The organism is Vibrio sp. sp1 (genome assembly GCF_016920955.1).
Taxonomy (GTDB): domain Bacteria; phylum Pseudomonadota; class Gammaproteobacteria; order Enterobacterales; family Vibrionaceae; genus Vibrio; species Vibrio alginolyticus.
Genome location: NZ_CP060589.1, coordinates 206,198 through 232,765 on the forward strand (window position 1 = coordinate 206,198; position 26,568 = coordinate 232,765).

Genomic DNA, 26,568 nt, shown 5'->3' on the forward strand with positions numbered 1-26,568 from the left:
AATACGAGAAGGAATATAACGATGGCAAAACTGAATGCCTACTTTGGCGAATACGGCGGTCAGTACGTTCCGCAAATTCTAGTTCCAGCACTGGAGCAACTAGAGCAAGCGTTTATCGACGCGCAAGAAGATCCAGAATTCCGCAGTGAGTTCATGACGCTTCTTCAAGAGTATGCGGGCCGTCCAACGGCTTTGACTCTAACTCGTAACCTAACCAAAGGTACGAAAACCAAACTGTACCTAAAACGTGAAGACCTACTTCACGGTGGCGCGCACAAGACCAACCAAGTGTTAGGTCAAGCTCTGCTTGCGAAACGCATGGGTAAAAACGAAATCATCGCAGAAACAGGCGCAGGCCAACACGGTGTTGCAACCGCACTAGCGTGTGCACTACTTGGCCTTAAGTGTCGCGTTTACATGGGTGCAAAAGACGTTGAGCGTCAAAGCCCGAACGTATTCCGTATGAAGCTAATGGGCGCAGAAGTTATTCCTGTCCACTCGGGTTCAGCGACACTTAAAGATGCATGTAACGAAGCGCTACGCGACTGGTCTGCAACTTATGAAGATGCGCATTACCTACTAGGTACTGCGGCGGGTCCTCACCCATTCCCAACCATCGTGCGTGACTTCCAACGCATGATTGGTGAAGAAACGAAGAATCAGATTTTGGCACGTGAAGGCCGTCTTCCTGATGCGGTTATCGCATGTGTGGGCGGTGGTTCAAACGCGATTGGTATGTTTGCTGACTTCATCGAAGAAGAAAGCGTTCGCCTAATTGGTGTTGAGCCTGCAGGTAAAGGTATTGATACTGACCAGCACGGCGCGCCACTTAAGCATGGTAAAACAGGCATCTTCTTCGGTATGAAAGCGCCATTGATGCAAGATCCAAACGGTCAAGTAGAAGAGTCTTACTCGGTATCTGCTGGCCTTGATTTCCCTTCAGTTGGTCCACAGCACGCACACCTAAACGCAATTGGCCGTGCTGAATACGACAACGTGACAGACGATGAAGCGCTAGAAGCATTCCAAGAAATTGCCCGCCATGAAGGCATCATCCCTGCACTTGAATCTTCTCACGCCGTGGCACACGCACTGCGTATGGCACGTGAGAATCCAGAAAAAGAGCAATTGCTGGTTGTTAACCTATCTGGTCGTGGTGATAAAGATATCTTCACTGTACATGCCATCCTAGAAGAAAAAGGAGCGATCTAATGAGCCGTTATGAGAAGATGTTTGCGCGCCTAAACGAAAAGAACCAAGGCGCATTTGTACCGTTCGTAACGGTTTGCGATCCAAACGCAGAGCAGTCTTACAAAATCATGGAAACACTGGTTGAGTCTGGCGCAGATGCCCTTGAGCTTGGTATTCCATTCTCAGATCCGCTAGCCGATGGCCCAACCATCCAAGGCGCTAACATTCGCGCGTTAGATTCAGGTGCAACACCAGATATCTGCTTCGAGCAAATCGGTAAGATCCGAGCTAAGTACCCAGAGTTGCCTATTGGTCTTCTGATGTACGCGAACCTTGTTTACTCTCGTGGTATCGAGAACTTCTATGAGCGTTGTGCAAAAGCAGGTATCGATTCTGTTTTGATTGCAGACGTACCAACTAATGAAAGTGCTGAATTTGTTGCTGCTGCAGAAAAGTTTGGTATTCACCCAATCTTCATCGCACCACCAACGGCAAGTGATGAAACACTGAAGCAAGTATCAGAGTTGGGTGGCGGCTACACTTACCTACTCTCTCGTGCAGGTGTTACTGGCGCAGAAACCAAAGCAAACATGCCTGTAGGTCATATGCTCGATAGACTGAACCAATTTGATGCACCACCAGCGCTACTTGGTTTTGGCATCTCTGAGCCTGCACAGGTGAAACAAGCACTAGAATCTGGTGCGGCTGGTGCAATTTCTGGTTCAGCCGTGGTAAAAATCATTGAAGCGAACGTTGAGCAGCCACAAATTATGCTCGACAAGCTAGGTGAATTCGTTTCTGCAATGAAAGCTGCCACTCAAAAATAATTTCAGTTTGATATGACATAACAACGCCCGCTTAACATTATGTTTAGTGGGCGTTTTCTTACTATCGCGTTTATACCACGTCATTTTTTGTTCAACGCCCGCACTTTCCAAATCTATCTCAAGCAGAGCACTCAAAGAGTGTTAAGCTTGGGTAACTTAACTAACTCAATAAAGCAATGTGCAGTAAGGTTGCTACATGGAAGAAGTCAAAACACTGCTAGCCAAATGTCCTGTACTATCAGGGCTGCCAGATAAAGGGCTTAGTGAAGCAGCGCAAATGACTAAGGTTCGCTGCTTCGACGAAAAAGCACTGATTTGCAATAAAGGTGCGCTTCAATCTTCTCTTATGGTCATAGCTCAAGGTGCAGTGAGAGTGAACTCAATTAGTTCAAAAGGCAAAGAAGTCACACTGATGATTTTCGAAGCTGGTGGCTGGTTTGGAGACAATGTTTTTTCTCCCGGCATGCCTCGTATTTTTGGTGCGACCGCGCATTCGGACGTGACTGTAATGGAGCTTCCTGGAGATAAATTTCGCCAATTACTCGCCAAATACCCTCAAAGTTACCCCACTATACTCGACTTACTTAGCCGCCGCTTGTGGTCTGCTATTTCTGTTATCGAAGATGACGCGATTAGAGGAATTGAAGAACGAGTCGCCAAAAGGTTGCTGCTACTTGCTGAATACCAACTTAATCAAGCGATCGATACTCGACCATGCGTTGTCAGGGTAACAAGAGAACATATCGCTAACATGATGGGGCTAACTCGTCAGAGCGTACACAAGATACTAAAACGATTAGAAAGTATTGGGATGCTAGAGCTAAACTATGGCTCAGTAACCATTACCAATCCGAAACGCTTAGAAGAATACTTTAAAGAACTCGAGCAATAGATCCATTCAACAAACGGTAAGTATTGTCTAACGATAGCTAAAAACCTTATGCATCTAATTGGTCAAGAGCACAACACCATTTGCGCTTAGGCAAGTGGCGCTGTGACACAAAAACCATTGAATTAACTAAGCTATATTCAATTCAGATTTCAACTCACGTTTCAAAATCTTTCCTGTCGCACTCATCGGGAGGTGTTCACGAATTTCGACATAACGAGGATATTTAAACGAGGCTAATTGCTCTTTACCCCACTTTTGTAATGAATCGGCGTCAATGTATTCTTTTGGTTTAAGTACAACGTAGGCTTTTATCTCTTCGCCATACTCTTCATTTGGAATCCCTATCACCGCGACCATTGAAACGGCAGGATGAGTCATGAAAACTTCTTCAATTTCTCTGGGATAAACATTAAATCCACCTCGAATGATCAGATCTTTCATTCTATCGACAATAAATAAATTACCTGAACTGTCAAAGCGGCCCACATCACCAGTATGGAACCAACCATTTTGTAGCGCAGATTCAGTAACTTCTGGGCGGTCAAGATATCCCTTCATAACATTATGACCACGCACAACAATCTCACCTTCTTCGCCTATCGGTAGTGCATTGCCTTCAATGTCGATAACTCTTACTTCGACGCCTTGAACCGGTTGACCTACCGAGCCTGGTATTCGCTCCTGATCTAAATGATTAAAACATGCAATAGGACTTGTCTCCGACAACCCGTATCCTTCTAAGATCGGCACATTAAATGTTTCTTCAAAGGTTCGAAAGATTTCGGTTGGTAATGGCGCACCACCGCTTACTGCAACACGCAATGACGAGGTATCAAATTGATGCTGCACATGAAGCAGACCGATGTACATCGTTGGCACACCAGCAAATATCGTCACCCTATGTTTTTCCACCAGCTCAAGAACATGTTTAGGCTCAAACCTAGGCACTAACACCAATGTTGCCCCGCCCAAAACACTAGCATTTAAGTGGACGGTTTGACCAAATGTATGAAATAAAGGCAAAGTTACTAAGTGAATATCATCGGCCTGGCTGCCCATAATGTTTTGTGCCACCAGAGCGTTCATTATGATGTTCTGCTGAGTCAGTTCAGCGCCTTTTGGTAAGCCTGTCGTCCCTGATGTATACAAAATCACACATGTATCATCCGCATTACGCGGTATATAATCCGGCAACGGTTGGACATCGGCTATAAACGCATTGAGAGTTATTACACCATTCCAATAGCTTTCATCTTGAGATTGAGTCAATACGACTATGCCTTCGCATGTATCGACTTGTTCAAAGGCTTTGACACCCTCTTTTGCCATTGGCAGTTCTTTCGTCCCTTCAAAGCAGAAATAAAACTTCGCTTTTGAATCTTCTAAGTGATACTTAATTTCTCGCGCTTTCAAAAGCACATTTAATGGGACTGCAACCGCGCCAGCTTTTTGTATTGCATAATAAACAAACGCGAAAAAAGGAATGTTTGGGCATGAAATCGCAACGCGGTCACCTGGCTTTACGCCTTTATTGATTAAAGACGCTGCGATCTTGCCGGCGATCGCATCAAACTGCGCATAATTTATCTTTTCAGTGCCACATATCAACGCCGTTTTATCTGGTTTACTCGCAGCATTTCTTTGTAACGCAGCAGCAAGATTCATCATAGTCTCTTCACCTCTTACTTGTCTTTCTCGTCTAATCAGCTCAGGAGCATTAACTAAGCAAGTTATCTCTAACACTGGATCGTCAGCATTTGAGTCTCACCAGTCATTACAATTTAACATTATGTTTACAACGCAATTAGAGCCAAGAATGTAAAGCAATTAACATTTCAGAAGGCAAATTAATAAAAGTGTGAGCTTGAAAGAGATGAATTGTTATAAATATCAACCCAAGTCACTAAAAACTCTGACTGCAATAGCAAATACAAAAGCGGTTAAAATTAACAAAAAGAAAACAAATAAAGAAAAATAAACTTGAACAATCCTAAGCGCGACCCTTATAAGAAAAATCAATAGCAAACGTTTGCTATTGAACAAAACTTTATCGTTCGTCAATAAAATATCGATTAATCCATCAATAATACCTTGCTGCATATTGCCAATTGTAAACGATAAGTGTAAAAAGCAAGGCGAGATAATTATCCGTAAATCCATTTATGGTTAGTGGGTAATTTTAGGATTTTACATTTTATTAGCACAGAGGTTATGGAAGTGTTAAAAGAAAAGAGTTTGCTAAACAACATTGGCGTACAAGTCGTAATCGCCATGATCGTGGGCACAGCCGTTGGTGCCATGATGGGTCATGATGCGACAGTGTTCGCTCCTTTAGGTGCTATCTTTATCAACTTAATCAAAATGTTGGTTATTCCTTTGGTCGCTGTAGCCTTGATTTCTGGCGCCGCTGGTCTTGGGAACAGCCAGTCAGCAGGTAAAGTTGGTATCGTCACTCTAGGTTATTTTGGTTTAACATCCGCCCTAGCCGTTGCGCTTGCACTATTTATGGGTGAAGTATTCCAACCAGGCATGGGTATCGACGTCTCTGGCGTTGAAGGCATGTTCTCAGCAGAATACGCTTCAAAAGGTGAACTACCTACTTTCTGGGCAACCATCACTGGTATGATCCCAACCAACGTTTTCCAATCACTAAATGAAGCAAACATCCTACAGATCCTCGTTTTCTGTATGTTCTTTGGTATTGCGATTTCTAAGCAAGCAAAAGAACGTCGTGAACCAATCATCAATGGTGTTAACTGCATCGTTGACGCAATGGTTTGGATGATCAACAAAGTAATGATCATTGCACCTATCGGTGTATTTGGTCTGATGGCAGAAGCCGTCGGTACGTTCGGTTTTGGTGCGCTAATGGTGGTGTTTAAACTGTTCGTTGTTTACGTTGCCGCCATCCTAATCTTCGGTTTCGTTGTTTACCCAGCAATGGTGCATGTTTTCACGAAGACATCTGCGAAGAAATTCCTGTCTTCAATGAAGAAACCGCAAGCAGTTGCGCTTTCAACAGCGTCTTCTATGGCAACACTGCCTGTCACAATGGACACCTGTGAAAAAGAGCTGGGCGTAAAAAATTCAACTGCATCATTTGTTCTGCCTCTAGGCGCAACGATCAACATGTCAGGTAATGCGATTTACTATGGCTTGGTTGCTATCTTCTTTGCTCAACTGTTCAATATCGATCTAGGCATGGGCGCTTACATTGCAATTATCGTAACGTCTACATTGGGTGCGGTTGGTCAAGCGGGTGTTCCTGGCCCTTCTTTCCTAGTGGTTGCCGTGCTTCTTGCCGCTGGCATTCCAATTGAAGGTCTACCGCTGCTATTCGCTCTTGACCGTATTTTCGATATGATTCGTACAGCACTGAACATCACAGGTGATGCTGCATGTGCAGTTATCGTTGATGCGCTAATTGAAGAAGAAACGGCAGAAGCTGAGCTAAAAAAGCAAGAAGCCTAACCCTTTCTTGAATAGACCAAAAACCGCTCATAATGAGCGGTTTTTTTGTCTTTTCTTGCATTACGTAACTATACAAATAGAAACCGATGGCATAAATTTTTCAAAATGATATAAACCATTACAAAATATAACAAAACGTTAGAACTAGGTTATATCATGAGTCTTGAGCAATCTTTGGAATATCTCACCAAAACAAATTTGCCGATCGAATCAAAGCAGCAGGCACTGGTTGACTCAGTTATTCTTACCCTAACGAAACAAAAACGAGATGCTCTTTTTCAACAGGTTGCTCTGTATCGAATAAAACTGCTTAAATCTCTCTTTCCTAAACACGCATCAAAAAGTCTTTCTGCACTATTTGAGTTAATGGATTATCGAGATTTAGTGCAACAGTATCCGACAGGTTTCTCCAAAGAGATTCATTTACTTGAACAACTTGCCGCAGATTGTTACCCGCATTGGATGGTTTTCTGGTGTCAATGCGAGATCGAAGCAATCAAGCAAAAATATCCTTCAAACGAAGCTGCGATTCCTACTCCGCTTCCGTTTGACGACCACAGCTATACTAGCGTGTTAATTGAAGATATCGCAGATTGCGATCTTGAGGTAATGCTGCCAAATCATGCAGCGTTAATGCCGATTTCCAAAGCGATCACACTGAGTAATCTTGAGCTTTTCGTCCAAACTGAACAATGGTTTGAAATCTTGCCTCTTTTATCACTCTCGCAAAAAGGGCAGCACTTTGCGCTCTTGCTCAAATCGTCATCTTCACCAATCATGGTCTCCTCCACTTTAGTGCAAGGCTGGCATCAGCGAAATAACTGGCTCAGTTACTCACCACAGTTTAGTAACGAACAATGGCAGTTTTGCTTTCCTAATCATGGGTACAGTGTTCTCAATCAACTGGGTATTTTGGAGTGTCGTGCTCTAACTCATGAGCACACTCTTATTGGGTTTGATGCTCAGTTTCAATCTCATGTAAAGAACACTGAAGCGGTTTGCGAAGTGCTGCGCCTTACGGTGGGAGGCAACATCCAACAAAAGCTGTATTTTTTGTATCTGGCGCAAAAAACTATGATGAGCGAGCTCTATAAAGCAGGCTATAAGCTCGGCTTTACCATTATTGAGCAAGTATTTATGTTAAATTTCTATCAATCTATTGATTTAAGTGCCTACTTTCACTCAGGATACCGCGACATTAACGGTGACGGTACCAAGACATACCGCGGTTTCTGGAATTTAGGTATGATGGTTGAAGCATTTCAAGACATACAATTTCGCGACTACAAACATTGCGTACGAACAAAAAGAATGGATAAAAAGGTGAATGAGCATGCTTGATGTTCATTTGCACGGTCTCTTTTACCCAAAAGCAATGGCATTGTACGCGACTGTACTAATAGTATTCGCTTGGCTACTGTATTACTGCTATCGCCTAAAACAGAAGAGTGAATCAATCTTAGGCTCGCATCACGCGCCTTACATCGCTTATTCCAGCTGTATCATTGTTTGGATAAGCAGTAACGCCTATTTCCATACCGATTTATTGCCAGAATTAGGCTCTGTTGGTGGCATTTTTATGGCTAAGTTAGCGAACTTAGCGTCTTTTTTCGCCTTTGCGTTTGCATTCTATTTTTCTTGCCAGTTAACCGCAGATGTTAAAAAAACAGCGGTCAAAGTCTGGCAAAAAGTCGTCTTTGTCGCACTAGCAACGTATTCACTGTACATCAACTTAGTGCCGAATCTTACTGTCGAAAATGTCACCATTAGTGGTCCAAGCCAGTTCGTCATTGAATTTGGCCCACATACCTCATATTTTTTCATTAGTTTGCTAGCTTTCGTGGTACTAACGCTGCTTAACTTGATTGCCATGCGCGCTAACAGCAGCAAGCTCACGCTAGCAAAAAGCAACTATATGATCGCTGGCATTTTGGTATTCATGTTATCTACGGCAGTGATACACCTTGGAATGACGTATTTCCTTGGCGACTTCTCCCTAACTTGGTTACCACCAGCACTTTCAATCAGCGAAATGTTGTTTGTGGGCTATGCCCTACTTACCTCTCGCTTCTACAGCGCTAAATATCTCACGTACTTAACGGTAAGCGCGCTCTTAGTCTGCGCCATTTTTGTTCTGCCGCTAGGGGCGATATTTATTCCTATCTCTGAAGATAACCAATGGCTTGTTGCGGTACCTTTATGTGCGCTTATCGGTATCACTTGGCACTTGCTTTTTAAGCGAGTCAGTCGTTTCGCTTCGTATTTTATTTATGGGAAACGACACACTCCCGTTCAGCAAATCCTTGGGTTAGAGGAAGAGTTTAAACGCTCAATAGATGATGCTATGCGTCAGTTGGCATCGTTACTTAACATACCAAACAACAATCTACAGCTAGTCACTAGCAATTACACAGAAACGTTTTACGAAGAGTACCTGCCGTCAAGCAAGTCAGTTCTCGTGCTAGATGAGTTGTCTGAAGAAATTGATTATGCCTCCTCTTCTAAAGGGTCGATGAGAAAGCTCTACGAGCGCATGCGCTCAAGCAATACTGCGCTCGTTATGCCTCTCTTCGGTCGTGGAAAGTCTGTTACTCACTTACTAATTTCTTCACATAAAATAGATAATAAGCTGTTTTCTAATGAAGAAATCTCAGCTCTGCAAACGTTATTAGTTCGCATCCAGAGCACCATTGAAGCCGATAGAAAGGTACGCCAAAGCCGTGCGCTGGCTAACTCCATTGCACATGAAATGCGTAACCCTCTCGCTCAAGTACAATTACAATTTGAAGCTTTAAAACAGCATATAGAGTCAAACGCCTCACTGGATACGCTAAAAAGAGAAATTGATAAAGGTGAAGCCGCTATACAACGCGGTAGACAACTTATCGATATTATTTTACGAGAAGTTAGCGACAGTTCACCAGAGCATGAGCCTTTAGCTCTCACTTCCATACATAAAGCCATCGACCAAGCAGTAAGCCGTTATGGTTTTGAAAACGATCAAATAATAGAGAGAATTAACCTGCCACAGGCACACGATTTTGTCGCGAAGTTAAATGAGACCCTGTTTAACTTTGTCATTTTCAATTTGATTCGTAACGCTATCTACTATTTTGATTCTTATCCCGACAGTCAAATTGAGATTCGTACCCAGACGGGGGCTTACGAAAACATTCTGATCTTCCGAGATAGTGGGCCAGGTATAGATAGCAGTATCTTACACAAGATATTTGATGACTTTTTCTCGTATCAAAAAAGCGGAGGCAGTGGCTTAGGTTTGGGCTATTGCCAACGTGTTATGCGCTCCTTCGGAGGACGAATAGAGTGCCAGTCTGAATTGAACGAGTTCACAGAATTCTACTTGTATTTCCCAGTCGTACCAAACGCACCAAAACCAGAGACATTAAGAGCACCGGACTTTGATAGCTGGAAAGCAACTGCATCACATTCTGAAAATCATTCAGCTCAACACGTACAAGTATGTAAAGATGCACCAACAGTGCTCATTGTAGATGACAAAGAGGTGCAACGCACCTTGGTACAGATGTATTTAAAAAGATTGGGAGTCAACAGCTTACAAGCAAATAATGGAGCCTCTGCGGTAGAACTATTCCACTCTCACAAGATTGATCTCGTTCTTATGGATGTCCAAATGCCGGTAATGAATGGATTTGACGCCAGCCAGCGGATTAAGCAAATCACATCCTCCGTTCCAATCATTGCCTTATCTGGTGAGTCTGGAGCTAGAGAGTTGGAGCTAATTTCGACACTCATGGATGACAGGCTCGAAAAGCCCACCACGTTAAATGCACTTCAAGTCGTCATCCAAAGATGGTTACAGAACGAGAATTTTGCACCTTCCAGCACTTTTTAATTTGCAAATATAGAATTGGCACTAGATGTGCATTATTGGAGTAAATCGAATTATCCAGAAGGTCAAGCAGGCTGCAAATGAGTAGCGTATGAGCTTGATAAGGAGATCGCCATGTTACTTCATCGACATACATACTACGGCTTGATTCATCATGGAATCAAAACACTGTTACTTGATCGCTTAGGCCACTATACAGAAGAAGAGTATCATCAATATCTGACCCTGATGACTGGTAAATCCACTTGCTTCACGATGTCCCTCGAAGAGCTAGAAGCAACGGTCGATAACTTACTGCGGGAAGGCTATTTAGAAGATGTAAAAACGCTTATTTCCCAATATCAACGTGTGGCTTAAGGTTTAAAACTCTCAACTCTATTGCCGCTTCACGCGGCAATTTTTATTCCTTCCATTTGCTGTTTCGACGTGGAAGAAGCTTGCGGGCTGTACGATATACTAAGCGTTACTATTCTTACCTTAACTTCCTCAGTATTCACATCTTGTCAGATTCCGTTAGACTGTCTTCAATTCAATAATTAGGTAGATTTTGCCATCATGAAGCAGATCCTAGACTTTATACCACTCATCGTTTTCTTCGCTTTATACAAGCTGTACGACATCTACGTGGCGACAGGTGCACTGATCGTAGCAACAGCCATTCAACTTGTCGTCACCTATGCGCTGTATAAGAAAGTCGAAAAGATACAGCTAATAACATTTGTTATCGTCACTATCTTCGGCGGCATGACCCTTTTCTTCCACGACGACAATTTTATAAAGTGGAAAGTCACCATCATTTACGCGATTCTGGCGATTGGCTTAGCAGTGAGCCACGCATTGGGAAAATCAGCCATCAAAGGTATGCTAGGCAAGGAAATTACGTTACCTGACGCTGTTTGGGCAAAGATTAACTGGGCTTGGGTTGGCTTCTTCTCATTCTTCGCTGGCCTAAATATTTATATTGCTTACGAATTGCCATTGGATGTTTGGGTTAACTTCAAAGTATTTGGAATGTTGATCGCGACATTTGCCTACATGATTGTGACTGGCTTTTACATTTATAAACACATGCCAAAAGAACAAAAAAATAACTCATCCGATGTGTCCACTGATGATTAAAAACTCAGTTTTGCTATAATCCGCGACTTCACAGCGACCTTAGGGTCGCTGTTTTGCTCCATGTATCAGTAAACCGCTCAAACAACGTACCGTTTTCAGACCATTCTTGCTGCTGTAAACCAACTTTCTCTGGTCCGGTATCTGCGGTTTTTTAAGGACCTTTGGTTCTAGGTATTTACTATGTTGGCGCTTAGTTTGAGCGCCTTTAAGATTTAGGATGTCACAATGAGTCAAGAAATTAGCTCTCCGAAAGGTCAAATGCTGCTTCGTACCCTTGCAATGCCTGCAGATACAAACGCCAATGGCGATATTTTTGGCGGTTGGATAATGTCACAGCTCGACTTAGCAGGCGCGATTCTGGCAAAAGAGATCTCTTGTGGTCGCGTTGTCACCGTTTCGGTATCAAGCATTACGTTCAAAAAACCTGTTGGTGTGGGCGATGTCGTATGCTGCTACGGCGAATGCACTAAGATCGGCCGCACATCCATGAGTGTCGATTTGGAAGTATGGGTCAAACCCGTCAAAGCTCACGGTGTTGGCGAACGCTTCATGGTTTGTGATGCGACCTTCAACTACGTAGCCATTGACAGTGAAGGTAAACCGCGTCCGGTTCAGAATTAGTCAACCTACAACGCTAACAGTTAGAAAGGATCTCACATTTTCTGTTGTTCACTTGTGAGAGACACAAAAAAGGCGTTAAATTAACACTTTACCCTACCAATTAAGGAACTATGCTATGTGGTATGTCATCTTTTCACAGGACGTTGAGAACTCGTTGGAAAAACGCATGAGCGTTCGCCCACAACACTTGGATCGCTTACAAAAGCTACAAGACGAAGGCCGCCTTCTTACAGCTGGTCCGATGCCTGCGATAGATTCTGACAATCCTGGTGAAGCTGGATTTACGGGCTCAACTGTCATCGCTGAATTCGCTTCTCTAGAGGATGCTAAAGCGTGGGCAGAAGCCGATCCTTATGTAGCGGCTGGTGTTTACGATCATGTAATCGTGAAACCGTTCAAAAAAGTGTTTTAATTTATGAAAAAATTACTGTGTCTTTTCTTGGTATTTGGTGCTCTGGCTGGCTGTTCATCAACCGATGATAATCAGCGCCAACTTGAGCTTATGGCATCAAACCGAGCAGGAGTCTTGTCTGCGGGCCTCCCTTTAGAGTACGGTCCACTGCAAATAATGCGTGTCTCATCCAACAAAAATGTTGTAGAGATGATGATGATTTATAACGATGGCGCACTCGGTGCAAAGCCGTTAAATCAAGTACTGAATACCAGTATCTATACCTACTGCAGCAACCCAGAAGTTCGCAAGCAAATTGATATGGGCTTGATGTATCGTATTAAGGTACGTAATTCTCGCGGTCAGTTGATGGCAGATGAGTTGGTTTCCGCACAGACTTGTACTCAGGTGAAGTAGCTACAGTAATTTTTGTTGCTTTCGGCATGAGACGATGATTCGCTATTATTGGATAATCTGAAAACGAAAGTTAACAATTAAGAATAGAAAAACGGAGACCACAGTCTCCGTTTTTATTTGCTGCAACGATGTGTTACGCCAGCTCAGCACGGAGCTTCTTCGCCGCTGAAACCAGATTTGCCAATGCGGCTTCTGTCTCCTTCCAGTTTCGTGTTTTCAGACCACAATCTGGGTTTACCCACAAACGTTGAGCCGGAATTTTTTCTGCCGCTTTCTTGATTAAACCTTCAATCCATTCTTCCGTAGGAATGTTTGGTGAGTGAATGTCATAAACACCAGGGCCAATTTCGTTCGGGTAATTGAACTCTTCAAATGCTTTCAGCAGCTCCATATTTGAGCGAGATGTTTCAATGGTAATGACGTCCGCATCGAGTGCCGCAACCGAATCAATGATTTCATTGAACTCGCTGTAACACATATGAGTGTGAATCTGAGTTTCTGGTTTTGCACTTGCCGCAGAGACCTTAAACGCATTTACGGCCCATTCTAAGTACGCTTTGTGATCGCGTTTTTTGAGTGGTAAACCTTCTCGAATGGCTGGCTCGTCAATTTGAATGATATTGATGCCTGCATCTTGCAGGTCAGACACCTCATCACGTAGTGCCAAAGCAAGTTGCTGCGCAATTTCTTGACGTGTGATGTCTTCACGTGGGAACGTCCAACATAAAATCGTTACTGGTCCAGTCAACATGCCTTTCATCTGTTTGCTGGTTAGCGATTGTGCGTACGTCGACCATTCAACTGTGATCGGTTTTTCACGTTCAATGTCAGCAACTACAATGGCAGGTTTCACACAGCGAGAACCATAACTCTGTACCCAACCAAATTTGGTCGTTTGAAAACCCGCCAAGTTCTCAGCGAAGTATTCCACCATGTCGTTACGCTCTGCTTCACCATGAACTAGCACATCTAGGTCGAGCGCCTCTTGACGTTTTACTGCGTCAGCAATATGTCCTTTAAGTGCTTGGATATATTCAGACTCAGATAATTGACCTGTACGATAAGCGCTGCGCTGCACCCGGATTTCATCCGTTTGAGGAAAAGAGCCGATTGTCGTTGTTGGCAACAAAGGCAAGCCCAAGACTTCAGCTTGATGCGCAGCACGCTCCGCGTAAGGTGCGCTGCGCTCGGCAAGTGACGCAGTAATACTGTTTAAACGTGCTTGAACTTGTGGCTTATTCACATGCGTTGCCGTTTTACGTGCTTTGATTGGCTGGCTGTAGGTATCACAAGCGAGAATCGCATCTTGATCACCATCGAGTGCGCGGCCAAGCAAGGCGACTTCTGTTACTTTTTGTTTTGCGAACGCAAACCAGCTTTTCACTTCCTCACTGAGTTCTGTTTCCTGTTCCAGATCAACCGGGCTATGTAGCAAAGAGCATGAGCTCGCAACCCAAAGGTTGTCGCCCAGTTTTTCTTTTACTGGCTGTAGACGTTCAAGTTGCGCACTCAAATCCGAGCGCCACACGTTACGACCGTTGACCACGCCAGCAGACAGCACCCACCCCTCCGGTAGTTTGGCAACCACGTCGTCAAGCTGCTGAGGCGCGGCAGATAAATCGATATGTAAACCATCCACTGGTAGCTTTACAATTTTGTCTAGCGTATCGCTTATAGAGTCAAAGTACGTCGTTAGCAGCACTTTTACATCGCTTCGAATCACTTGGTACGCTAGCTTGAACGCATCAGCCCATTTGCTTTCTAGCTCCAGTGACAAAATTGGCTCATCAATCTGAACCCACTCAACACCTTGACTTGCGAGCTTTGCCAAAATAGCTTGGTAAGCCGTAAGCAATCGTGGCAGTAGCGTCAGGCGATCGAACCCTTCTTCTACCTCTTTACCTAAGTAAAGATAACTGACTGGACCAAGCAAAACTGGCTTCACTTTATGCCCAGCTTGGGTTGCTTCGTTGACTTCTTCAAACAGTTGAGGCCAACTCACTTCAAATGTATCGTCCTTGCTAAATTCAGGTACGATGTAGTGGTAGTTTGTGTTGAACCATTTAGTCATATCCGATGCTGCAGCGCCCGCACAGCCGCAACCCGCTTGAGATTGACCGCGACCCACTTTGAATAGCGTATCCAAATCAGGGAAACCGTCTGCGTGACGTTTTGGCACGTGACCCAGTAACAACGTGGTCGTCAGTACATGATCGTACCAAGCAAAATCGCCAGCGGTGGTAAAACTCAAGCCAGCATCTGTTTGCGTTTGCCAGTTTTTAGCGCGCAGATCTGCTCCAACCTTTTTAAGCTCTGCTTGATCAATTTCTCCGCGCCAGTATTTTTCCTGAACGAATTTTAATTCTCGTTTTTCACCGATGCGTGGATAACCTAGTACGTGCGTTGTTGTAGCCATGTCCCTATTCCTTTTTCAATCTTGTTTAATTTGTTTGGGTCAGAGTATCTTTCGTCATGAAAGATGTCTGGATGGCTAAACTATCGCTCTCATCTGCGGTTTGAACAACGTCCATTTATTCAACTTGTTTATTAAAAAAATTCATCATGAGGCGACATGATTCGCAAATAAACACAACAAATAGACGTCTAGACGTTTACATATCCATTTTTTGTCGTTAAGTTATTTACACGATTGCTATTCTGTTCATAGCGAGCAACAAAGGATGAAAGGAATTCATGATAGAGCTAAAACATTTGCGGACACTCACTTCGCTTCGAGACACTGGCTCTCTAACGGCAACAGCGACCGCTTTACATCTCACTCAGTCGGCACTGTCTCATCAGATCAAAGATTTGGAGGCGCGAATTGGAGGGCAACTGTTCCTGAGAAAGACTCGTCCGGTGAAGTTCACTTCAGAGGGAGAAATCCTATTGCGTCTTGCAGAAGATATCCTTCCGAAACTCGCAAGAGCAGAAAATGATTTAGCGAGCTTGAAAGAAGACGTCAATGGCCGATTACATATGGCCATTGAATGTCACTCTTGCTTCCAATGGCTAATGCCTGCACTTAGGGAGTACCAACTTGCTTGGCCTAGCGTAACATTGGACTTTTCCTCTGGTTTTGGCTTTGAACCACTCCCAGCTCTATTGGCAGGCGAACTCGATCTCGTTATTACTTCCGATATCCAACCTCGATCCGAAGTCCACTACGAGCCTCTATTCGACTTTGAAATGCGTTTAATTACCGCAACCAACCACCCATTGGCGGAAAAAGAAATTATTGAGCCGCAAGATCTCGCAGATCAAACCATGCTCTCTTATCCGGTTCAAAAACAAAGGCTAGACGTCGTAAAACACTTTCTTCAGCCAGCAGGAATAGAACCTGCGAAATGGAAGCAAGCCGACAACACTCTCATGTTAGTTCAGATGGTCTCTGCTGGATTAGGGGTGGCGGCACTACCCAATTGGGCGATTTCTGAATTTTCTCGCCAAGGTCTTATTACCAGTAAACCTTTCGGCCAAGGCTTATGGCGTCGCTTGTTTGCTGCAACGCGTCACTCAGAGAAAGAAAAGCGTTACTTACAAGCTTTTTTCGCAACCGCGAGGCTACAATGTAAAAGCCACCTTGACGGAATCAAGGTGGCTTAAAAGATTTGGATTATGAAAGGCTTAGCGTTGATATGCTTTAAATTGGTTAGTCAATGGATCGTACTGATAACCGAGCATATCAAGCTTGCCGACTACAGACTCTACATCCATCTCATACACTGATACTAACTCGTCAAAACTGTCGCACTCTAAACGTAGCTTTTCGTTGACGATACCTAGCAAAATAGTGCTGTCCAGATTACCTACATTGCTTAAATCCATCGCGACTCTCCTCTTGGACAAGGTATATAAATAAGCGTAGTAGTAATCACGCGAATTTAAAGTGAGTGCGATCTAAAACGTGATCACCTTATACCCAAGCACCAAGAAAGCACTTGGATATAAGCCGTCTAGCTTTGTCTTTAGAATAGAGGTTAAGCCGCGAGAGAGAATAAACCTTGCAGGCTCGTCATCGACGCGAGTGCTAGCAACAAGGCAACGCTCAGTTGCACCTTTTCTGGTTTCTTATGCGTAAAAATATGCCAACACCACACAATAATTGAAGAAATTAACATAGCTAAAGACAGCAAGATTGGCTGTGTTGCAGCGTTCAGTGCAGCTTCATTTAACTGGTAAGAAGCAAACAACGTTGCGATGACTAATAGCATTCCAGACACAATGCCCGTAACTGGTAAAATACGGTGAAATGCCTGTAATCTGCTGCGAGCTATCGTAAGCAGCAATTGAGAAAATGACGCCCCAAGGAAAAATATCATTAGCGCTATCGCTATCGATGCTGGCCAGCTTGATTGCTCAAATACTTGAATACTCACATACGCAAAGGCCAAACCATTCGCTAAATACATCGCCCATAGTGGCCCTTTTTCACGCGTTTTCTTGGTTTGAACCTGAGAATAGAAGTAGAAAATAGCAAACACGATCATAAATGCTTCAATGCGAAGTGACGCAACAGCGAGCCACAATACAGCTACTGCAGGCAACATTTTATGAAGACGTCCTCGCTGACCAGGACAAATATCGCCCTTGATTAGAAGCAAAGTCAGTAGCGCTTGTGCGCCAAATAGCATCGGAGGGAAAGTAACCAGCAATTGTTGAATCATGTTGAATGCACGCTCAAAAGTCATTTTGGGGGGCGATAATATCAAATCAACTATCGCCAAACCACCGAAAGTCGGCCCCCAAATGAGCTAAAACGGTAAGACAATTTTATTCACAGAGAAGCAAGATACTTCAACGCGTCTTCCTGCGTTAAAACTCCACGGTACTCTTCTTTGGTATTACACAGTACCCAAGGGAAACGAATCCCGGTTTTAACCAACTCTCGAATAACAGAGACAGGTAAATCCTCATCAACCAACACAAATTCGGTGCTCATTATCTGATTAACAGGACGTTTCCAAATTCGGCTTTCTCGTTCAGTTTCTCGCTCTGTTCCCATCGAAGGCGTTAGGTGTAAATTCACCGTCTCTTTCGTAATTAACCCAACACAACGATTTTCATTGAGAACAACTAAAGGCGAGCTTGGATTCAAATTCATGTACTCCACTGCCAAGGAGAGCGGTTCTCCAGGGTCCATAGACCTGACTTGTTCATGGCTCAAAGATTGCAACACATCACTTTGCTTAGACTCAATCGCGATGTCAGAGAACAGATGCTCATAACTGTCCGCTTTATCCATCAAATCGACAGGCACGGCAGCAGAAAATAGAAAGCCCTGCATGTAATCGACACCGATTTCTGCCAATACTTGAAGTTCTTGCTTAGATTCCACGCCTTCAGCAACCACTTTTACATTCATTTGCTGTGCAAGCTCGGTGACCATTTTCACAATGTTATAGCTAGTGCTCCCTTTATGAATGTTCTTGACGAATTTTCGGTCTATTTTCAGTAAATCAAACTGCCCTTTTTCTAGATAAGAAAAAGAAGAATACCCAGTACCGAAGTCATCAATCGCGATCTCAATGCCCTCTTTCCGCACTTCCTCTAGAGCTCGAGTATGCTCCTCATCTTGTTCAAAATACGCGGTTTCTGTTAGCTCGATAGTTACTCGCTTAGGGTCTACACCACTGGCTTTAATCAAATCATGCGACCGCTGAAGGATCTGAAGAGAATCCAATTTCGTATTGAGGGAGCGATTGATGGTCACGCCCACTTCCTCGCCATAAATTTCTTGTAAGCGCGGAAAGTGCTTCAACGCAGCTTGGCAGACCACATCATCAAGTGCCGCTATGAGTTCTAGATCTTCAATAATAGCGATCATCTTTTGCGTACAATACGCATCATTTTCATCATAGAAGCGTGCGAGAGCCTCGAACTTAACCACTCTTCCGGTTTGAACGTCGATAATCGGTTGAAAGTAAACGTCCACTAGCCCACTCTCTATTTGCGCCTCCAAAAACGCCTCGAGATGTTGGCGCTTCACTAATTCAGAGTGAAGTTCACTGTCGTAAAAGTTGAAATAGCTGCCTTCACCGGAAATAGAGGACAACATCGCTTGCGCTGCATGTGCTAGCGCTTGTCTTGGTCGGTTCGTATCATAGCCAAGGATTGACACACCAGTTTGGCCTTTAACGATAGTGGCATGCATTTTTGTGCCCATTTCATTTCTAAGCTCATTAAAGAACCCTTTCATGGCAATTTGGATCAAACGAACCGGGCTCAACCATTGACAATGAGGGGTCTGCAAGCATACGACAAACACATCCCGAGATAACTGCCCCGCAATACTGGTGTAGCGACTTCGCATAATAAAATCTGCAAAACCTAATTGCTGTTCAAGCAAGTATCTCTCCGAAAACTTGGGTCTGAGTGTCATAACAATGTTGAGTTCTTTATTTCTGCTTTCATTCGCTAAGGTTGCTAATTGGAGTTCAAATTCTTTCCTCGTCGGTAAAAAGGCAGCCCAATCATGCTGTTGTTCACAACGATTTTTCATCCACAACAACGAAGCAGAAATATCCGTAGAAAATCCGAGATAAAGAATTCGTCCAGAATGAAACGTAAGTCGGTAAATACAAAGATGATGAGCTTGGTTGCTACCGTTTGCTGTTTTGCTCAGCAAGTTACCACACCAACATCCTTCATCATTAATTTGCTGCCACAGCTGATCATAAAACGCTTGGCTATGGTGAGAGGTACTGAATATATGAGTTTTAAGCCCAACCAGATCTCGGTTTTGATAGCCCATTTGCAACTCAAAGGCACGGTTACAACCTAAGATGCGCGTATCTTCATCGGCAACTAAAACGCCTACATTTGGCAAATCAAAAATCGTTTCGAGAATTTTCGCTAACTCCTCGCAACCAGTGATTGTTAATTGTGGAATGATAGTGCCTTGGATAATGCGCTTATTGAGCCTTTCAAAACTAATAGTAACGTGCACTAAGTTAACGTTTTTTAGCATCATGCAACAAGAAAACCGCCCCCGTCCGCCAAAGAGTTCCACTTCTAGAATTCGTTGTTTTAGCGTTTCTTGTTGCCCCATCAGCATATGATCAAACAAGTTATTTAGGCTGGTTACTGGCGTACTTATCCCAAATGCCTTTGCCATTCCTTGCTGATCACATTCGAACTCGCGAGTATCAATATCGTAAGACCACTCTATAACAGGAGTTAGACTGGAAGTCGTTTGCATTTTTGGATGCACTGTTGTCGTAGATTCACTCATACCCTAGCCCCTTTTTTTGTAATTAGCCCAAGGCTCAAAATTCACAGTCAATTCGCGACATTCCAGTTGGGACCTGCCGATCCTCTTTATAGATGGATTGTGTCAACGATAAGCCTATCGACTTAGAACTATTTCCAGAGCAGCTCAGCCTTTTGCATTTAATATGCACTAATTTGATTATAGGCTTTACCCCATATAAGCACACCATTGCTTATGCTTTGTATTAAGATTGCGACATTTTTCATGAACCGATCTATAACCATGAGGCTTTCAAGGTGAAATTAGACAGAAAATCGCCGATAGAGCATTGATATTTTTACAAACCAAATAAAACTCGATGAACTAAGCTTGAATAGATGAGTTTGTTATAGATACCTGATAATCAAATCGCTATAATTCGCGCTCCCTGGAACAGAGAGCAAAATATGACCAATAACATCACTCCTATTCATGAGTACAAAAAATACTGGGCAGAGTGTTTTGGTACGGCACCTTTCTTGCCGACCAGTCGCAAAGAAATGGATGCCCTAGGATGGGATAGCTGTGACATTATCATTGTAACCGGTGACGCTTATGTGGATCACCCGAGCTTTGGTATGGCTATCATTGGCCGCCTGCTAGAAGCACAAGGTTTCCGTGTCGGTATCATTGCTCAACCAGAATGGCAAAATAAAGATGCGTTCATGCAACTTGGTAAGCCAAATCTGTTCTTCGGGATCACTGCGGGTAACATGGACTCCATGATCAACCGTTACACTGCGGATAAAAAGCTTCGTCACGATGACGCGTACACACCGAATAACGAAGGTGGTAAACGCCCAGACCGCGCGACTTTGGTTTACTCTCAGCGTTGTCGTGAGGCATACAAAGAAGTACCTATTGTTTTAGGTGGTATCGAAGCTAGCCTACGCCGTGTGGCGCACTACGATTACTGGTCAGATAAAGTTCGCCGTTCTGTACTGTTTGATGCAAAAGCAGACATCCTACTTTTTGGTAACGCAGAGCGCGCACTTGTCGAAGTAGCACATCGCATCGCAAACGGCGAAGACATCAGCACCATGACCAATATTCGTGGTACTGCCGTGAACTTGCCAGCGGCGCCAGAAGGCTACACGGTTATTGATTCTTCTCGCATTGAAAAACCTCGTAAAGAAGCGTTCGTACCAAAGAACCCATACGAAGTAGAAACTCAGTGTGAAACTAAAAAAGACGAGCCAGTTGCACAACCAATCACGATTCGCCCATCACGCCACGATGCTGCGACGACTGCGGTCCGTTTACCTTCGTTTGAAAAGCTAAGAAACGATCGCATTCTTTATGCGCATGCAAGCCGTGTATTGCATCTAGAAACGAACCCGTACTCTGGTCGAGCGTTACTTCAAAGCCATGGTGATCGTGAACTTTGGGTAAACCAAGCTCCAATTCCATTGACGACCGAAGAGATGGACTTTGTGTTTGGCCTGCCTTACGCGCGTGTCCCTCACCCTATGTACGGGAAAGCAAAAATTCCTGCGTACGACATGATCAAGACGTCTGTGAACATCATGCGTGGTTGCTTTGGTGGCTGTTCTTTCTGTTCGATTACCGAGCATGAAGGTCGAATCATTCAAAACCGTTCGAAAGAGTCTATCATCAACGAGATTGAAGAAATTCGCGACAAAGTTCCGGGCTTTACCGGCACAATTTCCGATCTTGGTGGCCCGACTGCAAACATGTACCGCCTGGGCTGTAAAGATCCAAAAGCGGAAGCGAACTGTCGTCGTCCTTCTTGTGTATTCCCGGGCATCTGTAACAAGCTAAACACAGACCACAAACACACGATCGATTTATACCGCGAAGCGCGTAAAGTTGAAGGCGTGAAGAAAGTGATGGTTGCATCTGGCGTACGTTACGACCTTGCGATTGAATCACCAGAATACGTGAAAGAGCTCGTGACTCACCACGTAGGCGGTTACTTGAAGATTGCACCGGAACATACAGAGAAAGGTCCTCTTGATCTAATGATGAAGCCAGGCATGGGTACGTACGATCGCTTTAAAGAGATGTTCGAGAAATACAGTGCAGAAGCAGGCAAGAAGCAGTACTTAATCCCTTATTTTATCTCTGCGCACCCAGGCACAGAAGACGAAGACATGCTGAACCTTGCTCTGTGGCTGAAAAAGAACAACTTCGAATGTGACCAAGTACAAAACTTCTACCCTTCGCCAATGTGTAACGCAACGTCGATGTACTACTCAGAGACAAACCCTCTGAAACGCGTGAAGTACAAAAAACGTGAAGATGTACCTGTAGCAAAAGGTGAACGTCAACGTCGCCTACATAAAGCGCTGTTGCGTTACCACGATCCAGCAAACTGGCCAATGATCCGTGAAGCCCTAGTCAGTATGGGTAAAAAACATTTGATTGGTGACAAACAAGGCTGTCTCGTTCCTGCAGAAGACATTGAAGCACAAACACCTGCGCAACGTCGTAAATCTGGTCGTCACGGGGCAAACCGCTTTGCAACCAAACATACCAAAAATCAACCAGGCTTCGGTGGTCATTTGAACAAACGCTCTGAAAGCGGTTCAAAAGATGGTAAGCCATCTGGTAACCGTAACGGTTCTGGCAAAGCTACAGGTGGTCAACGCCCTGCAAGCAACGGCCAACGTCCTAGCGGCAACGGTGCAAACCGCCCGGCAGGTAGCAAGCCGCAAGGCCAAGGTCGCCCGCAAGGACAAGGCAAACCAGCTGGTCAACGTAAACCAAAGCGTCGCTAATTATTTAGAGCTTAAATACTAGAAAGGGCTCCAGAGTTAACTCTGGAGCCCTTTTGTTTTGTCGGCTCATTGAGGCATCACTCACAACTCAAACTTTGATTCAATCAATACAAAAAATGGTAAACACCAACCAACTTATTGGAAAAACAAACAATTATTTGATTGAAGCAAAACCATAAAAATCTAACTCATTGATTTTTAATTGCTTTATTTTGGTGCGATATTTGCGTAATAGAATAAAACTCTTAAACATGGGCTAACGATGAATAATCCACTTCCCCCAAAAACTTCTATGTTCTGGTATGACAACAGCTATACCTATGAGGAGGCCGTTCAGGCATTTGAAAGCGATGGTACACTGAAATCGCTGAATATCGTTCCAACCACGGAATCCGATGATCTTGCTGGCTCACCCCCAGAGCGCAGTATGTTTTGGGAGGGAGAAACAAAAAAAATCGATCCGCCACCGCCGTCTGAACCAGAGCCTCTCAATTTAAAAACTGAGAAGGAAGCAACGGAAGCATCACCTGCGCACTTTATCCCAGTCCGCTATGCCATCGATCAGCTAGAAACAGAAGAGACACAACCTTTTGGTTTGCCTGAAGAATGGAAAGGCCAAGGCCCAGCCAAACTCAATACCGTTGGTTACACCCTGCGTCAACTGCGCGACGGTTGGCTGTATGTGTATGATGCAATCAACAAAAGCTTAGACGAATACGAAATCAAAGGAACGCAATTCACGCTCTATAAGTTGGGAGAATCAGAAAGCCCAAAATCAGAGCAGCGTGGGACACCACAAGATGCAAAGCCCTTCCTTACTTACGTCAACGGAAGCGTACTATCAATTTGCTTCTCTGAGCACCGGTGGACATGGCACACGTTCATGCGCGTACTTAACAATCCGAGTAATCATATCGATCGCATGCAAACCATTGTTCTGTCCTCAAACGAGAATCAGCACAACATTGCACCAATAGATAAGTTAACCCAAGTCGCTGATATTGAATCTTCTGCCGTCGATGATGGTCGCTTTGCGGATTCTGGCATCGCCACCAAAGCAGATGAAGATGGTTCTGTCTTTAAACCTGTCGCAGTCGAAAGCGATTTAACCTCTGCGATTCCAGAAGAAGAATCAGGCTACTTCGTCGCGATAAAAGATTACGCCGCAGACATTCAAGATATGTCACTGCATTTTGTTGGTGCCGCAAGCCCTTACCGCCTTTTCACTGACCAGTTTTCAAACCAGTGGAACTTGATGCAGACTGCCATGCAACTGTGTATGTTTGGATCAAGTGACGAGATAGACATGCCAGCTAGCGTTAAGCGTAACGGCGAAGAGCTGTCGTTTTATACCGACATGGCTGACTATTATGACTCCTCTCACCAACTTAATTTGGCAGAGCAGAACAAAAGCTCAGTTCAGTCCGGCTATCCTGCTAAATTTTCCGCTGGAGCGATTGAATCACACCAACATACCCAAAGTGACATTGCTAAAGCGATACAGGACAAATATCGAATTTCTGCGAGCCGTTTTGGTAAATACGAACAATGGATAGCGACTGAACGCTGGCGTCAGCAGCTCAACTGGAAGCAAATGCTGAGCGAGATGCAAGAGCTGTCAGAACAAAAAGAAACCATGCTAGCCCAAGTGGTTTCGGTCAAACGCGACTTTATTGCTGTAATGGAATCTTTGACACCTCATCATCTTGAGAGAACCTTCGACCTATACAGCGAAGACACGCAGTACAGCTTGTATCAACTGCACAAGCAAGCCGTTGAGTCATTTACTCTGGTGATGCAAGAAGAAGACCGACAGTGGGCTGAAAGCCAATGGGAAAAACCAACCAGTTTACTTGCTCTCTATGCCTCAGGGTTTAGTCGTAGTTTATTTAAAGTGATGGAGAAGAATATTACAGAGGCGCTTGATGAACAGTCGATCGTCTCAGACAATCCTGAACCTGATAATCAGTTGATGGACCAGATATCTGATACAAGCAACCGCGTGAATATGTACTCTAAGATCATGGACTTTGTTTCCAACCCAAACACTGCGGAAACGGACTTTCTCAAGGATATCGCCAAAGGTTTCCAAGAGCTGGACATTATCTTTAAATCTGCAATAGGTGCACTTGCAAAAGGAGTTTTAGAGTTTGGCGTTAGCATGACTTCACAAGCATCGATTTTACTGATGCCTGTTTTCGCTAAACCTCTGAACCGTCAGAGCTATTATTTGTTAGCCGTTATTGCAGAGCATATGGCACACAATATGCCGGTGACTGTAAATGAAAGCTACGCTCGCGATTTTAAAAAATGGAAAACACGCGTAAATGATTACCTAAGTGAGCTCAAGAAAAACGATGCGGTCATTGCTGACTTCCAGAAAAACAACCGCAAAGCCGACTCTAAATACACAACAGCTTTAAAAAATAAAAAGAGAATTAAGAAGGCACTCGCTGTAACTACATTGGAGTACCCACAATATATTGAATTACCCGATGATCTACCGCAAAGAACCGTCGAGCTTAGAACTCGGATCGCTATGAATAAGCTCGATGATTTGAATAAACTGTTCGAGAATGCAGGTGGCCTAGGCTTTTTAGCACTAATATTCAACTGCATCGCGCTTGGTGATGCCATGAGTAGTATCCAAGACACGGGGTTAATGTCCTCAGATGAATTTTTGGATATTCAGCAAAAGCTTTTTTATACAGTAAACGCTTGGACGGGAATTCGCACCGGTAAGCTATGGGATAGCGTGAAAGGTGAAGCCCAACTCAGAGCACACTCACGGATAAGGCTTAAAAAGCTAATTGCAGATCAAGCCGATGGTTTCGAGCACCTAATAATAGACGACATAAAAACCTTCAATAAATGGCTTGCAGTTACTGGGATCATAGGTGCACTAGCGTCAGGAATAGAGGCTTATCGTGTTTTAAATAGCATCGATGACCTAGAAAGAGATGCAAGAATCGCTGGGTATTTTAACTTTTCTTCGTTGGTCGGATTAACGGTCGTTGGTGCCTTTCAGGCCATTGGTGGAATAACAGGTATATGGTCGGCAAACGTTCTCTTTGGAGGACCAGTAATGTTTGTCATTATGGGACTCACTGCGGTTTACCTTCTTAGTAATCATATCATGAGTAAACTTAAACAAGACGATTATCAAAAATGGTTAGATAAACTTCCTTGGGGCTATCACCCAGATAAAGCACGTTGGAGTCAATCCTCAAGCTTGGTAAAGAGAGAAAAGCATAATTCTTCTTTAGTACAAGAGGCCCTTTTTGAGTTAAAAACCATAATGGATAAACCTTTAATCTGCCAAACACCAATGATGCGTACCGTTCCGAATTCATCAACACAGTACCCAGCAGCAAAACAAGAATTGTTTGGTATTGAGCTACATATCCAAGTTCCCACCAATAATGCAAGAGATGGCATAAAACTTCGGACAAATACTTCTGTAACAGAGGAGGGACTGATGTCGGGAGCTTGGTACACTGGAGTAAATCTAGAAACGTTGAATAGTTCAACGGATTCCTCAGATTCTCAAAGCGTCTATAAATTAACTTTACCAATGAAAGACTCAGCTAACTATCTAGCATTTGAGATTGAATACATCCTTGATGATAAAAACGAATTAAGCCGTAAGTACTGGTTCCAAAATAATGCAAAACAGCGTGCAACTTATACGGCGATTTCAGACAATACTAAACAAGCAACGATCAGAAGTTCATTAACTTCTGATGCTAGTGAACTTAGCTTACAGGAGTAACCC

The 26,568-nt window shown here is 43.9% G+C and carries 19 protein-coding genes; 14 read left to right on the plus strand and 5 right to left on the minus strand.

Translation table 11 applies throughout. From position 1 onward, the window contains the following. Positions 1-21: 21 nt before the first annotated feature. From trpB to H9L11_RS01035, 3 genes are all read left to right on the plus strand, one after another. Positions 22-1,212 carry a tryptophan synthase subunit beta gene (gene trpB / locus H9L11_RS01025; protein ID WP_005376781.1) on the plus strand — a complete coding sequence of 397 codons (1,191 nt, stop codon included), beginning with the start codon at positions 22-24 and terminating at the stop codon, positions 1,210-1,212. Continuing rightward, positions 1,212-2,018: a tryptophan synthase subunit alpha gene (trpA, locus tag H9L11_RS01030; RefSeq protein WP_005376778.1), complete on the plus strand. Its 807-nt coding sequence runs from the start codon at positions 1,212-1,214 to the stop codon at positions 2,016-2,018. Before trpB ends, trpA begins: the two co-directional genes overlap by 1 nt. A 196-nt stretch (positions 2,019-2,214) precedes the next feature. Then, entirely contained in the window at positions 2,215-2,910 is a 696-nt protein-coding gene (locus H9L11_RS01035) for a Crp/Fnr family transcriptional regulator (RefSeq protein ID WP_005376777.1), read from the plus strand. Positions 2,911-3,036: 126 nt separating this feature from the next. On the opposite strand, the gene H9L11_RS01040 is transcribed toward H9L11_RS01035, so the two are convergent. Then, positions 3,037-4,578, minus strand: coding sequence for a long-chain fatty acid--CoA ligase (locus H9L11_RS01040; protein ID WP_054577046.1), 1,542 nt, complete (start codon positions 4,576-4,578; stop codon positions 3,037-3,039). 543 nt (positions 4,579-5,121) lie between these two features. Between H9L11_RS01040 and H9L11_RS01045 the strand changes: the two genes are divergently transcribed. From H9L11_RS01045 to H9L11_RS01080, 8 genes are all read left to right on the plus strand, one after another. Further along, a complete protein-coding gene (locus tag H9L11_RS01045) occupies positions 5,122-6,381 on the plus strand; it encodes a dicarboxylate/amino acid:cation symporter (protein WP_005376774.1) in 1,260 nt (419 codons plus the stop codon). A 156-nt stretch (positions 6,382-6,537) separates the two neighbouring features. Next, complete coding sequence (locus tag H9L11_RS01050) at positions 6,538-7,722, plus strand: acyl-homoserine-lactone synthase (RefSeq protein ID WP_205390933.1); 1,185 nt, start codon at positions 6,538-6,540, stop codon at positions 7,720-7,722. Further along, on the plus strand, positions 7,715-10,255 hold the full coding sequence (locus tag H9L11_RS01055; RefSeq protein ID WP_205390934.1) for a hybrid sensor histidine kinase/response regulator: 2,541 nt from the start codon (positions 7,715-7,717) through the stop codon (positions 10,253-10,255). Before H9L11_RS01050 ends, H9L11_RS01055 begins: the two co-directional genes overlap by 8 nt. A gap of 111 nt (positions 10,256-10,366) precedes the next feature. Next, positions 10,367-10,609: a hypothetical protein gene (locus tag H9L11_RS01060; protein WP_017634694.1), complete on the plus strand. Its 243-nt coding sequence runs from the start codon at positions 10,367-10,369 to the stop codon at positions 10,607-10,609. Between the two features lie 198 nt (positions 10,610-10,807). Further along, a complete protein-coding gene (locus tag H9L11_RS01065) occupies positions 10,808-11,371 on the plus strand; it encodes a septation protein A (RefSeq protein WP_205390935.1) in 564 nt (187 codons plus the stop codon). Between the two features lie 225 nt (positions 11,372-11,596). Then, positions 11,597-11,992: an acyl-CoA thioester hydrolase YciA gene (gene yciA / locus H9L11_RS01070; protein WP_005376768.1), complete on the plus strand. Its 396-nt coding sequence runs from the start codon at positions 11,597-11,599 to the stop codon at positions 11,990-11,992. Between the two features lie 115 nt (positions 11,993-12,107). Next, complete coding sequence (locus tag H9L11_RS01075) at positions 12,108-12,404, plus strand: YciI family protein (protein ID WP_005386727.1); 297 nt, start codon at positions 12,108-12,110, stop codon at positions 12,402-12,404. A gap of 3 nt (positions 12,405-12,407) precedes the next feature. Further along, positions 12,408-12,800: a GspS/AspS pilotin family protein gene (locus tag H9L11_RS01080; protein WP_005386726.1), complete on the plus strand. Its 393-nt coding sequence runs from the start codon at positions 12,408-12,410 to the stop codon at positions 12,798-12,800. 133 nt (positions 12,801-12,933) lie between these two features. Here the strand turns inward: H9L11_RS01080 and metE are convergent, their stop codons facing one another. Continuing rightward, positions 12,934-15,216 carry a 5-methyltetrahydropteroyltriglutamate--homocysteine S-methyltransferase gene (gene metE / locus H9L11_RS01085; RefSeq protein WP_085569780.1) on the minus strand — a complete coding sequence of 761 codons (2,283 nt, stop codon included), beginning with the start codon at positions 15,214-15,216 and terminating at the stop codon, positions 12,934-12,936. Positions 15,217-15,494: 278 nt separating this feature from the next. Here metE and metR point away from each other — a divergent pair, with 278 nt between their 5' ends. Then, positions 15,495-16,406, plus strand: coding sequence for an HTH-type transcriptional regulator MetR (gene metR, locus H9L11_RS01090; RefSeq protein WP_005386724.1), 912 nt, complete (start codon positions 15,495-15,497; stop codon positions 16,404-16,406). A 21-nt stretch (positions 16,407-16,427) separates the two neighbouring features. On the opposite strand, the gene H9L11_RS01095 is transcribed toward metR, so the two are convergent. The 3 genes from H9L11_RS01095 to H9L11_RS01105 form a co-directional block, all read right to left on the minus strand. Continuing rightward, on the minus strand, positions 16,428-16,628 hold the full coding sequence (locus tag H9L11_RS01095) for a DUF4250 domain-containing protein (protein ID WP_005376762.1): 201 nt from the start codon (positions 16,626-16,628) through the stop codon (positions 16,428-16,430). A gap of 152 nt (positions 16,629-16,780) precedes the next feature. Beyond that, on the minus strand, positions 16,781-17,491 hold the full coding sequence (locus H9L11_RS01100; protein WP_064376491.1) for a hypothetical protein: 711 nt from the start codon (positions 17,489-17,491) through the stop codon (positions 16,781-16,783). Between the two features lie 86 nt (positions 17,492-17,577). Continuing rightward, complete coding sequence (locus H9L11_RS01105) at positions 17,578-20,034, minus strand: EAL domain-containing protein (protein WP_158159707.1); 2,457 nt, start codon at positions 20,032-20,034, stop codon at positions 17,578-17,580. Positions 20,035-20,459: 425 nt separating this feature from the next. On the opposite strand from H9L11_RS01105, the gene H9L11_RS01110 reads away from it, so the two are divergent. Both H9L11_RS01110 and H9L11_RS01115 read left to right on the plus strand, forming a co-directional pair. Then, positions 20,460-22,793 (plus strand): YgiQ family radical SAM protein, encoded by a 2,334-nt coding sequence (locus tag H9L11_RS01110; protein ID WP_025767256.1) that lies wholly within the window; start codon positions 20,460-20,462, stop codon positions 22,791-22,793. Between the two features lie 262 nt (positions 22,794-23,055). Next, positions 23,056-26,565, plus strand: coding sequence for a T6SS effector BTH_I2691 family protein (locus H9L11_RS01115; protein ID WP_182016744.1), 3,510 nt, complete (start codon positions 23,056-23,058; stop codon positions 26,563-26,565). Positions 26,566-26,568 lie beyond the last annotated feature (3 nt).